11 protein-coding genes and 2 pseudogenes are annotated in these 11,016 nt (G+C 52.8%); 5 read left to right on the top strand and 8 right to left on the bottom strand.

Features of this window, described 5'->3' with window-relative positions:
* Positions 1 to 288: 288 nt before the first annotated feature.
* The 8 genes and pseudogenes from ACLHIJ_RS08040 to ACLHIJ_RS08005 all read right to left on the bottom strand — a co-directional run bounded on the left by ACLHIJ_RS08040 (position 289) and on the right by ACLHIJ_RS08005 (position 5,798).
* Entirely contained in the window at positions 289 to 717 is a 429-nt protein-coding gene (locus tag ACLHIJ_RS08040) for a GNAT family N-acetyltransferase (RefSeq protein ID WP_411298893.1), read from the bottom strand.
* Entirely contained in the window at positions 707 to 1,843 is a 1,137-nt protein-coding gene (locus ACLHIJ_RS08035) for a LacI family DNA-binding transcriptional regulator (protein ID WP_411298892.1), read from the bottom strand. The genes ACLHIJ_RS08040 and ACLHIJ_RS08035 overlap by 11 nt, the downstream gene beginning before the upstream one ends.
* Positions 1,844 to 1,932: 89 nt before the next feature.
* Positions 1,933 to 2,835, bottom strand: coding sequence for a dihydrodipicolinate synthase family protein (locus ACLHIJ_RS08030; RefSeq protein WP_411298891.1), 903 nt, complete (start codon positions 2,833 to 2,835; stop codon positions 1,933 to 1,935).
* Positions 2,829 to 3,206, bottom strand: coding sequence for an anion permease (locus ACLHIJ_RS08025; protein WP_411296431.1), 378 nt, complete (start codon positions 3,204 to 3,206; stop codon positions 2,829 to 2,831). The genes ACLHIJ_RS08030 and ACLHIJ_RS08025 overlap by 7 nt, the downstream gene beginning before the upstream one ends.
* A pseudogene (locus ACLHIJ_RS08020) lies at positions 3,158 to 4,338 on the bottom strand (DASS family sodium-coupled anion symporter). The gene ACLHIJ_RS08025 and the pseudogene ACLHIJ_RS08020 overlap by 49 nt, the downstream one beginning before the upstream one ends.
* 33 nt (positions 4,339 to 4,371) lie before the next feature.
* Positions 4,372 to 4,932, bottom strand: coding sequence for a hypothetical protein (locus ACLHIJ_RS08015; protein ID WP_411298890.1), 561 nt, complete (start codon positions 4,930 to 4,932; stop codon positions 4,372 to 4,374).
* A gap of 6 nt (positions 4,933 to 4,938) precedes the next feature.
* Positions 4,939 to 5,097: pseudogene (locus ACLHIJ_RS08010) on the bottom strand (3-carboxy-cis,cis-muconate cycloisomerase); the annotation flags it as partial.
* A gap of 11 nt (positions 5,098 to 5,108) precedes the next feature.
* Positions 5,109 to 5,798, bottom strand: coding sequence for a lyase family protein (locus ACLHIJ_RS08005; protein WP_411296429.1), 690 nt, complete (start codon positions 5,796 to 5,798; stop codon positions 5,109 to 5,111).
* A 429-nt stretch (positions 5,799 to 6,227) separates the two neighbouring features.
* Between ACLHIJ_RS08005 and ACLHIJ_RS08000 the strand changes: the two genes are divergently transcribed.
* From ACLHIJ_RS08000 to ACLHIJ_RS07980, 5 genes are all read left to right on the top strand, one after another.
* Positions 6,228 to 6,362, top strand: coding sequence for a hypothetical protein (locus ACLHIJ_RS08000; protein ID WP_411296428.1), 135 nt, complete (start codon positions 6,228 to 6,230; stop codon positions 6,360 to 6,362).
* A gap of 65 nt (positions 6,363 to 6,427) precedes the next feature.
* Positions 6,428 to 8,752, top strand: coding sequence for a hypothetical protein (locus tag ACLHIJ_RS07995; RefSeq protein ID WP_411298889.1), 2,325 nt, complete (start codon positions 6,428 to 6,430; stop codon positions 8,750 to 8,752).
* 21 nt (positions 8,753 to 8,773) lie between these two features.
* Positions 8,774 to 9,820: an HAD-IIA family hydrolase gene (locus tag ACLHIJ_RS07990; RefSeq protein ID WP_411296426.1), complete on the top strand. Its 1,047-nt coding sequence runs from the start codon at positions 8,774 to 8,776 to the stop codon at positions 9,818 to 9,820.
* Complete coding sequence (locus ACLHIJ_RS07985) at positions 9,810 to 10,127, top strand: hypothetical protein (RefSeq protein WP_411296425.1); 318 nt, start codon at positions 9,810 to 9,812, stop codon at positions 10,125 to 10,127. Before ACLHIJ_RS07990 ends, ACLHIJ_RS07985 begins: the two co-directional genes overlap by 11 nt.
* Positions 10,128 to 10,158: 31 nt before the next feature.
* Positions 10,159 to 11,013, top strand: coding sequence for a TlyA family RNA methyltransferase (locus tag ACLHIJ_RS07980; protein WP_411298888.1), 855 nt, complete (start codon positions 10,159 to 10,161; stop codon positions 11,011 to 11,013).
* Positions 11,014 to 11,016: the final 3 nt, after the last annotated feature.

The raw sequence follows: 11,016 nt of genomic DNA, 5'->3' as shown, positions 1-11,016 counted from the left end.
CGATGGTACTGCACCCGCGAGGGTGTGGGAGAGTAGGACACCGCCGTCACACAACCACATAACAACACATAGGCGCGAAGAGAAAAAACACTTCTCTCCGCGCCTAACACACACCCAAAAACACACAGACTATTTAGGTGGACAGGACCGTCTGCCTATAAGTGCATAAATACGAAGAGATGATTTCTTATCTATAGCGGGACGATTACTTTTTCTAATCGCTAGTGGAAAAGGAAAACCTAGCAAGATTATCGTATCTGGCAAGACAAGAAAGCTTGCTGTTAACGATTAGGGATTGTTGAATCGCAGAAAACAGCGAATTTGCCCAGAATCTTTATCCCAGTCACGGGCTTCTACGAATCCTGCTGATTCATAAAAACGGCGTTGGTACGGTTCTGCGTCCGTGATGAGCACATGTTGGCGACAGTGATGAAACGGTGCAAATACCGCCTCTATGAGTTGTAGCCCAATACCGCAGTGCTGATAATCGGGATGAACAAGTATGTCTTGCAGATATGCGATTGTGTAGCCATCGCCAATAATTCGGGCAAGACCAATAAGTTTCCCCTCGTCATTACGCGCAGTAACAAGGTAACGAGAATTGGCAATACCGGCAAATAAAGATTCTGCATTGTCAGTATAGGAACTCCAGCGCACCGAATCGTAAAGCGCTATTAGCTCTTCTTGATCTGGAATCTGATTTTCTTCAAGAATCATGCTGGCAACTCCGTTCTATAAGAGAGCCGCGCCGCTCAATATGCGCTGTCAGGTAATGGTTGCGAGAGTCTATTTCCTCACCGGCAATACGTTTAAGAAGGAGCTCAGCCGCTAAAGCGCCCATCTCAGACATGGGCGCAACAAGAGCGGTCATGCCCGGACTCCACAGGGAATACCACTGGGGATCATCATAAGCGACAACAGAAATATCCTCAGGGATACGTATATTGTGGCGCGATAATGCACACACCACACCTGAGGCAATACGCGGTGAGGAGGCAACGATGACGCTGGGCTGCCACCTGTGGTGGTGATCTGTATGCCCACCTTCTATTTGCGAGTTGGTTTTCTGTGTTAGGGAAGCCGTATCTGCGTTGAATATCTCATCAATGGCTGATTCACCCCACTGTTGGGAATACTCGCCACATAAGACCTGCACTCGTCCTGCCGGTGACTCAACGCCTCCTTGCTCTGGCACGACCAAGCCAAAAGGGGCACAGGCCAACCGCATGCCATTAAGGCGTTCACGAGTTGTTGAATGATGTGGATTGCCAATGACGATAGCAATATCTCGGTGTCCAGCATGTAGCACAAGATTCATGAGCTCGAAGAAACCGTGTTGCTCATCGCAGAGTACAGCAGGAGCCTTGCTATTAATCGAGTAACGGTTAAGCTGAACGATCGGAATATCGTCAGGGAGAGTAACCTCATTACTGGATGGAACGTTGATAATGCCGTCAACATGCATATCGGCGAGTGATTCCAAGGCAGCAAGCTCCTGCTGAGGAGTATTAGCTGTTGATACCAGTAGCTGAAATCCTGCCTGGACGAGCTTTTCCGCAATGACAGTGGATGCTTGCGCATAAAACTCATTGAGCAGGTCAGGCAGAATTAACCCGATAAGACGCGTGGATCGAGAGCGCAGACCACGAGCGAAAGGATCTGGTCGGTATCCCAGCTTTGTTACCGCATCAAGCACACGTTGGCGTGTTTCTTCGGCTACGGGCCCAGAGTTATTCAGTACCCGCGAGACGGTCCCTGTTCCAACTCGTGCCAGTGAAGCAACATCGCGCAATAATGGGCGAGCGCGTGGGCCAGAACGAGATTCATTATGATCCTGACCCACGTTGCGCCTTCCCTTATAAGATCTGTACTGGTACCGATCTTACAATGAACAGCGTCCTTTGGAGAGGAACAGGGGTATCTCGCCTGCGCTCAGGTTAGGCTCTGGTCAGCGTGAGCGAGAGCAGTACGGCATTCGTCCCATGCATTTTCTGGTATGGGAGAAAGCGGAGGAATGGGGGCACCTACGTCAAAGCCTCGGATGGATAATGCTGCTTTGATGAGCGCAGCTAAGGAATACTTTTGGAATAGTTCATTAATAGGCCATAGAGCACGTTGTAACTGCCATAACCTATTGTGATCTCCCTGCTGATAGGTATCCCACAGAGCGATCGCCGCCTGTGGAACGACGCAAGCTGGACCAGCCATCCACCCAACGCCGCCTAGCTCCATAACGCTTGCTGGGATATGTGCCGAAGCAGAGAAGAACTTTATCCTATCTCCGAGCCGGTTAGAGATACTCAATTGATATCCCGTTACTCCAGAGGCGTCTTTCATATATTGAATCGTTGGTAGTTCGGCGAGTCGGCACACAACATCTATCGGAATTCCTCCATTGAGTCGAGGGTTAGTATATAGCACTACTGGAAGATCTGTTGCGGTAGCAATTGCCGTGAAAAACTGTTCGATTCCGCTGGCAGAAACAGGAAAATAATGTTGTTGAATGGCGACTAATCCGTTGGCACCTAATGCTGCCATCCGTTGCGCTTGAGTTGCTGCGTCATGGCAAGAGAAGGCGGCGATACCAGGAATGACGGGGACTCGTCCGGCAGCCTCATCAACCGTGATTGCAACGATACGTTCACGCTGCTCCTGAGTGAGGTACATGACTTCGCCCGTCGATCCCAGTGGAGATAACCCGTGGACGCCACATTCAATCAGATATGAGACAAGTTGCCGCAATACCGTTTCGTTGACCTCATTTTCTGCAGTTAATGGCGAGACGAGGTACGGGATGATCCCCTGAAATTCCGGTTGAGACGAGGACGTCACCATAATCCAATCACCTTCATCCAGGCACTTCCGATGCCCATCCACACTGCAATTGACGCGATAGAGGCTATGAAGCTCACGCGCCACCATTGTGAAACAGTATTGTAACCAGATCCAAACAGACCTGGCGAGGCTCCGCCAGAGTACTGCGTCAAGGATGTGAAGAGATTGGAAATGAATGCTAGGACAAGGGCAGCCATCAAGGGCGGAGTACCGATAGCGATGGCAGCTCCGAGGAAAGCCGCATACATAGCTGTGATGTGTGCTGTTGCTGAAGCGAAGAAGTAATGCGAATAGAAGTAGAACAAAGTCAGGATGATGAACCCTACAATCCAGTGCATTCCGCTGACAGATCCAGCAATATATTTCGACACCCACGCCATGGGCCGAAAGCTGACAGCGCGTTTGCCATCATGACGAGAATGGCAAACCAGATCATCGTATCCCAGGCAGATTTTTCGCTAATGACGTCATCCCAGGTTAAGACGTTAGTAAGAATTAAAACGGCTAGTCCGATGAATCCGGCTGTGGTTGCTGGCAGCGCCCACAAAGCATCTGCGACGGTCCACAAGAAGAGCAGCAGAACGAAAGTGCCTGCCATAATGATCTCGTCGCGAGTTATCCGCCCGATTCTCTTAAGTTCAGCTTTTGCCATTTCCACGACTTCTGGAGTGCGTTTTAGCTCCGGTGGATATACGCGGTAGACGACGTAGGGAACGACTAATAATGCTGCTACTCCTGGAACGATAGAGGCTAATGCCCATTGCTCCAGGTGAGACTCACGCCTGCGGAATCTGCTGCAAGGGCGGCAATGAGAGGATTGCCGGCCATAGAAGTGAGGAACATTGCGCAGGTAATCGCGTTTACTTGCCCGACGTTAATGGCGAGAAATGCTCCGGCGCGACGGGCAGTTGGCCCTGGTTGGGAATCGTAGGTTTCAGCGACAGAACGCATGATGGGATACATGATGCCAGCTCCGCGAGCAGTGGCAGATGGAATAGCGGGGGACATGACTAAATCGGCGAGTGCTAAGCCGTAGGAGACGCCAAGCATGTGGCCACCGATTTTTGAGACAAACCATAAGGCTATGCGTCTGCCAAGACCCGTTTTGATAAAGCTCCGTGAAATCAGGAAAGCAGTGACGATAAGCCAAATTGTGGAGTTGCCAAAGCCGGACAGTGCAGTGACTTTTGCGTTTTCTGTTGCGCTTAACGGGGTGACTCCGATGAGTGCGCCCACGAGCATGCCGATAACAGATACCGCTCCCATCGGCATAGGTTTGGTAATAATAGCGATAATAGTGGCGCTGAATACCGCAAACATCGTCCAGGCATGTGACGTGCTCGCTGCCGGATGGGGGATGAGCCAGATGAGGAATCCGGCAGCAATCGGAACGAGGTAACGCCATAGCCGTTGCGATACGGTTGCCCCGACACTATGTGTGTGCTCAGCAGATGTTTTAGCTGCGCGCTCTTTCCTGGGATCGCGCCGTGGAGTGTGAGACATGTTCATTTTCTCCTGTTGCTGTGAGCTGGCAGGTTAGTTAGCTGCTGAGGCTAAGGTGTGGAGAGCGGGAGAGAGATCGAGGCACTGGGTGTCGTTCCAGCGGTCAATTGCAGCGCCAACCATGAGTTCTGCTTCGCCGATGTAATCTTGGGCGGTGACGAGCGGATCTGGTAATAAGTGATCTTTTCCTTGTTCGCGTGCGACTTCAGGGAGAACATCGGCGAGGATTCGCCCGCTCAGGCGTGCTCGGGTGGCAGCTTCGTAGACTAAATCGTGAGCATTTTCTCGCCCCATTGCGGCTGCTAGTTGGATCATCTGTGCTTCAGCCATAATGAGGCCGCCATCGAGCGTCAGATTTTGTATCATCCGTTCGGTATCTACTCGGAGTCCTGCAGCAGCTTCGTTGGCAGCAAACAGTCCAGAACTAGCCAGGCAGCCTAATTGTGGGATGATGAGCCATTCGGCTTGCCATTCTCCGGCTGCTCGTTCGTGCCCTGCTTCTTGCATCCGCACCAGAGATGACGCCATTGCGCCAGCGCAGGCTGCCACTCCGATCATTAGTTCGGAGGATATGGGATTGACTTTCTGTGGCATTGTGGACGAGGCACCCCGGTGTGGATTGTAGGGTTCAAATACTTCACCGATTTCCCTCCAGGATAAATCGACGATGTTCCGGCCAAATTTAGCTAATGTTCCAGTCAAGGTGGCGCATGTCCAGCCGAATTCGGCAAGAACATCACGGTCGGTATGCCACGGGATGACGGGATCCGTTAATCGGAGTATGCGGGCAAGGTGGGCGCGAATCTCAGGTGATTTTTCCCTTGAGCGGCATTGGTTCCGCCTGCGCCAAATAGGGATATGACGCGAACTCGTTGATGTGTGGCAGGGAGCCGTTCGCGTTGGCGGCGTACCTGATCGAGGAGCGTTGCTAGTGTTGCGCCGAAGGTGGTGGGAACGGCTTGTTGGGCGTGTGTGCGCCCCGGCATGATCGAGTGTGCGTGTTGGCGGGCATGTGTTGCTAGCGCATCGCCGAAGCGTTGCAGTTGATGGTCAAGGTATTCGACGGAACGGCTCATTTGTAGCGCCAGACCTGTATCCATGATGTCTTGCGTTGTTGCCCCGTAGTGGACGCGCCCGTTTGGACCTTCGGGTAGATGCGCAGAAATTTGACGAACTAACCCAAGGATGGGGTAGCCGACGTTTTTACCGACTTTCCATAGCTCGTCTCGGTCAATATTTTCTAATACTGCTGCGCGTGCGATGTGTTGCGCCGTGTCTGGATCAATAATTCCTAGCTCTCCTTGAGCTAGTGCTAGACCTCGTTCGGTGGCTAACCAGGATTCTATTGCGGAATCTGCAGACCATAGTGTGTTTTGTTCTGGGTCTGTGGCGAATTGCCACATCAAAGAGAAAGGACTGTGTTGTTGAGTTTGGCTGGTCATTTTCGGGAGATTATTCATGGGTTGTTCTCCTTAGACGACGGTGCCGTAAAACAATTCTTATGGAATCGTTACCATAATAATAGAATGTGAGAAGTAGATCCGCAATACCTTTTATATATATAAGGCGTATATTCAAGTATGCGATCGCTTTTCTAATCTTTATGGAATCGTTGTTATCAGGATTTTTTGGTGTGAATATAGGTGTTATCACACGTTTCTATGGGGGGGGGGAATTTCGCTGACGCGGCATGCGCCAAAGTGTCTACGCTGTACCGGAAACTGAAAATGTGTAGATAGCAAGTGCCTGGGGAAGAATTAGGAAAAGAGAACTCCTTGGAGGAGTGATTTCCTGTGTGTCCACCTAGACAGTCCATATACGGTAATCGCTATGCGGCGCCACTGGTAGCACTATATGGCAGAAAACTATGGATGAGCAGAGGAGAACAGATGCTATGGGGTTCACTCGTTGGCATATTGCAGGAATATTACGGGATCATGCCAGAGAATAACGTTCGTATCGTTGCTTTAGTTGAGTTGTCGCTAACAGCACGCTCAGCTAGGCAATACATTCCGGTATTCTAGGTAGGTACGCCGTATCCTCGGGAATCCCGAGTGGCGCTGTTTGATAACTGAACCGTGAGGATGTCATGTCTGATAGAGAATATAACGATCGTTCTGGGCGCCCGCAGAAGAAATCCTCCGGTTGGCAACCGGCCGCACGCGATGGTGGTTCCTCCCGTCGTGGTCGTTCGCAACGCTTTGCTTCCCATGCAGATGGGTGGTCCCGCGATGGCCGCGGTGCTGCTCGTCGCAATGATGACCGAACGGCGGGGCGCGGTGAAGCCCGCTACTCTCGGGAAGGTTCAGAGCGAAATGGCTACGCCCGAGAAGGCCAAGGTCGGGATGGAAAGTCATACGGCAGTTATGAACGTCGAGGGAATGGGCGTCGTGGATATGGGTCGTCTGCCCGTGCTGCTTCTGGTGGTTATCGGCGCTGGGAAAACACGGATGGCGGCGAACGGCGTTGGTCGCGTGAGCGCGATGGTGAGCGTTCAGAGAATCGACGTTTCTCGGATCGGGATACGCGGCGAGAATATCGTGGTAACCAGTGGTCCGACGCAGACGGCCGCAAGCGCTATGCAGGCAGTGGGCGAGATTCTGCTACGCAACGGGATTCCTGGCATGGTCGCACTCATAACTGGGATCGAGACGATCGTCGCTCGCATAATGCGTATTCGGACGGGAAACGCCAGTGGGCGCGTGAGGATAATACGAAGCGTGGCAGCGGGGAACGCACACAGCGTTTTGACTCGCGTCGAGGGCAATCTCGCTATGGTGAGAATCGATATGACCGTTATGAAAATGCGCATGTTAGATCCCGAGAAACCGAGCGTCATGACGGATACCGAGTGGAATATCGCGAGGGAAACCGAGGTTCTCGCCGGTATGAGGATTCTCGTCGGTCAGCGGATTCGTTCTCTGACAGGCGTTGGAGCGGCTCACGTTCGGGCGGTGAATCTCGCTTTAATCAACGCTTTGACGAGCGGCGTCAATCCCGCGATATGCAACGGGAAATGCCCGAAGAATACGGTGTGGGACGAGAAAATTATGAGGGAGCGGCCTCGGATTACCGTTTCCGTGCCGAGCATGGGCGCGATGAAGATCGCAGATACGCCGATCGTCCGCGTCCTGGGCGCTCTCCGCAGCGGGAACAAAAGGAGATAGGGGCTTCAATAGCCGATATTCCACCGTCAATTACCCCGGAATCCTTGGATGGGGCAGCCCGGAAACATTTACGTTCTTTGAACCGCGATAATGCCGATTATGTTGCGCGGCACCTCGCTTATGCCGGTGAAATGCTCGATATTGATCCAGAGGTTGCCTATCAGCATGCCCGAGCCGCATACGGGCGTGCGGCGCGCATTGATATTGTGCGGGAAGCGTTAGGGTTAACGGCTTATGCCACGGAACGCTACTCGGAAGCACTCCGCGAACTGCGTACCTATCGTCGAATGAGTGACGACTATACGCATGTGGCGATTGAAGCGGATGCGGAACGCGGTCTAGGGCGTTCGGAGAAAGCCTTGCGTTTTATTGAAGGTATTGCCCTTAATCGACTCGAACCGCAGGCACAGATCGAACTTGCATTAGTGACCTCGGGGGCGCGCGCTGACATCGGAGATAGTGAAGGCGGCTTACGGGTAGTAGAGAAAATTATTATTGACCAACTCCCTCGGGAATTAGCGGCGCGCGTGCAACTCATTAAGGCAGATCGACTAGAAGAATGTGGTCGAACGGAGGAAGCGGCTGCATTGCGCGAACAGTGGGAGCCAGTGTATTGCGATGTCGGTGGGGATATGATGATTGATCTCGACGACGTACTCGATGATTTGGTAGATACCTCGGCAACTCATAGTGTGCAGACGGTTGGATCTAATACTGATAATGAGGGACTGCAAGAGGGCGAATCCGATCGGGAATCCGATCCGCACGACCTATGGGCAGACGCTATTGACACAGCGGATTTCTCGGAGATTGACGGACTGGATGAGGACTACGTCGTAGCTGAAGAAAATGAGCGAGCTGGTGGCAAAGAAACCGGAGCTGACGCTGATCCTGAATATGCAGACGAGCCAGAGGGAAACGCAGATAACGCGGATAGCCGCCAGGAAAAATATGCGAGCCTAACCGATGAGCGTGCGAATCTGGGCGATGATGACGAAGGCGAAGATGTAAATGCTGACGAGGAAGACGCAGAGTTAACCGACGAAAAGGATACGGCTATCCCCGAGATAGATCCAGAATTATTCGATGAGTACAGTGCTGACGATAGCGATGAAAACGACCATCATGGGCGCACCGACCGCGGCATTGGTGGCGATCGTGAAGATACAACTGACCTAGATGAGCTCAGCGATCTCGATGGTCTTGACGCTTACGTCGATCGCACTCGTGAGGATGACGAGGACTAACAACAGCGAGGATTGACAACAATGGCGACGCTATTATCGAGTGAGAAGCCGCTGAGTAGCATGCACGACTATCTCTTACTCGATTTAGACGGTGTATGTTATCGGGGATCGCAATCAGTGCCGTATGCAGCTCAGGGCATTGCGCTGGCGCGTCACGCTGGAATGCGTACTGCTTTTTTGACGAACAATTCCACACGAACGGCACAGGCAGTAGCCGACAAACTCACTGAGCACGGTATTCCTGCCCATCCCCACGAGATATACACCTCCTCACGCACCGCAGTCCGTCAGCTCTGCCAACATGTGCCTCCAGGCGCTAAAGTCCTGGCCCTAGGAACAGAAGGCCTATTTGCTGAACTAGCCCAAACAGATCTGCGCGTCGTCACATCTGCAGACGAACACCCCGAAGCCGTAATCCACGGACTCAGCGCCGACATATCCTACCGTGAGCTATCCGAGGCAGCTTTGGCAATCCAAGCTGGAGCACAGTACATTGCCACAAACCTCGATGCCACCACCCCGCAAGATCGTGGGAACATGCTAGGTAATGGGGCGATGGTGGCAGCAGTGGTCTGCGCAACTGGGGTCCAGCCACTATCATCTGGAAAGCCAGCACCGGATATGTATGTTCTTGCCATGGAAGAAACTGGCGCGCGCAATCCGCTATGCGTTGGTGATCGCTTGGATACAGATATTGCCGGTGCCAATGCAGCAGGATTCGCTTCGTTACACGTACTAACAGGAGTGGTAAGCGCTCGCGATGTGCTGTGCGCACCACCGGAATATCGTCCATCGTATCTGGGGATTGATTTATCTGACGTGAATCGTCCAGCTCCTGAAGTGATCTGTGGAACGCGGCGGTGGTGCTGTGGCGCGTCGGTAGTGGAAAATGATGCGGCACAGATTCTTCTCAACGGTGTGCCTTTTACCGTGCAGTGTGGGCATTACCAGATAACGCTCAATGATTACCGTGCTTTGAGCGCGGCATTCTGGGCACTCTATGACCGCGGTGAAGCGGTGGAGATGAGCCAGATACCGCAATGTGAGGTGGTGCGTGATGAGCAGTAAGCGTCGTCGTCATCGGCCGACGGCAAGCCCGGCAAAACCCGTGCGCAGTCAAGCACCGGCTGGGGATCTCTCGTCGGGGCATGTGGGCGCGCGTGTGCAAACGGATACGTCGGGTAATGGCATATCGCAGCAATCAGGGCAAGGAGCATCGGCTCGCCCCGTTCCGATGCCGCCAGCACAATATCGGCAGACGTGTGATGTTTCATCATTGTTAGCTGAGCTGGAAGATGCCAGTATTGATGAGCAGATTGCTACTTTGGAGCAGATTCATCACGAGTTATCGAATCGTCTCAGCGGTATCCGGTAGCTAGCACTGAAAGAAAAAGAACGAAGCGGCAATGGCAAACTTTATTCGCGTAGACGCAGAGCTTGTTCGACGAGGTATGGCTCGTTCGCGTACTGAAGCGCAGGAGATGATCACTGCTGGACGGGTCACGTTAGACGGGACGCTCGTCACGAAGCCGGCCCGCCAAATGACAAAAGATCAAGCTCTTGTGGTATCCGATGCTGATCGGGTTGAATATGCTTCACGCGGGGCTTACAAACTGTTAGGTGCGCTCGAAGCGCTTGGCGAGAATGCACCGCAGATTCGCGGGGTACGAGCATTGGACGCTGGTGCCAGCACCGGCGGTTTTACGGATGTGCTTTTGCGCCGTGGTGCTCGGGAAGTTGTGGCAGTAGATGTGGGCTATGGTCAGCTCGCTTGGCGGTTACGCGAAGATCCGAGGGTGTGTGTGCGTGAGCGAACTAATGTGCGCACCTTAGAACCGGCGGATGTTGCTCCAGCTCCGGATTTAGTGGTGGGGGATCTGTCTTTTATCTCCTTAACTCTCGTTATTCCTGCGCTCGTGCGATGTGCCAGCGAGAGCGCCGATTTTTTGCTGATGGTTAAACCGCAATTTGAGATCGGCAAGGAGCGGTTAGGAGCAGGCGGCGTCGTGCGTAACGTGTGCCACCACGTGGAAACGGTGTATCGGGTTGCGCGATCAGCTCAAGAAGCAGGGCTGACGATTTGTGCGGTTGCGGCCTCGCCGTTACCTGGGCCTAAGGGAAATGTAGAATACTTTTTGCATATGAAAGCAGGCGGTGACGCGGACCGTGACATTGGGGATAACCTCTTAGCGGCCATTAAAACCGCAGTACGATCAGGTCCAGCAGGCCCAAGCGCTGAACTGGATACGATGGAACTGTGAGTG

This window comes from Trueperella sp. LYQ141 (genome assembly GCF_046599555.1).
In the GTDB taxonomy this organism is placed as follows: Bacteria; Actinomycetota; Actinomycetes; order Actinomycetales; family Actinomycetaceae; genus Trueperella.
This window is presented reverse-complemented; position numbering and strand designations above follow the sequence as displayed.

What these genes read in the sequence shown, in the direction of transcription:
- ACLHIJ_RS08015 (WP_411298890.1), bottom strand. Translation starts at nt 4,932, where the DNA reads ATGCCACAGAAAGTCAATCCCATATCCTCCGAACTAATGATCGGAGTG.
- ACLHIJ_RS07995 (WP_411298889.1), top strand. Translation starts at nt 6,428, where the DNA reads ATGTCTGATAGAGAATATAACGATCGTTCTGGGCGCCCGCAGAAGAAA.
- ACLHIJ_RS08000 (WP_411296428.1), top strand. Translation starts at nt 6,228, where the DNA reads ATGCTATGGGGTTCACTCGTTGGCATATTGCAGGAATATTACGGGATC.
- ACLHIJ_RS08040 (WP_411298893.1), bottom strand. Translation starts at nt 717, where the DNA reads ATGATTCTTGAAGAAAATCAGATTCCAGATCAAGAAGAGCTAATAGCG.
- ACLHIJ_RS07990 (WP_411296426.1), top strand. Translation starts at nt 8,774, where the DNA reads ATGGCGACGCTATTATCGAGTGAGAAGCCGCTGAGTAGCATGCACGAC.
- ACLHIJ_RS08030 (WP_411298891.1), bottom strand. Translation starts at nt 2,835, where the DNA reads ATGGTGACGTCCTCGTCTCAACCGGAATTTCAGGGGATCATCCCGTAC.
- ACLHIJ_RS08005 (WP_411296429.1), bottom strand. Translation starts at nt 5,798, where the DNA reads ATGAATAATCTCCCGAAAATGACCAGCCAAACTCAACAACACAGTCCT.
- ACLHIJ_RS07980 (WP_411298888.1), top strand. Translation starts at nt 10,159, where the DNA reads ATGGCAAACTTTATTCGCGTAGACGCAGAGCTTGTTCGACGAGGTATG.
- ACLHIJ_RS07985 (WP_411296425.1), top strand. Translation starts at nt 9,810, where the DNA reads ATGAGCAGTAAGCGTCGTCGTCATCGGCCGACGGCAAGCCCGGCAAAA.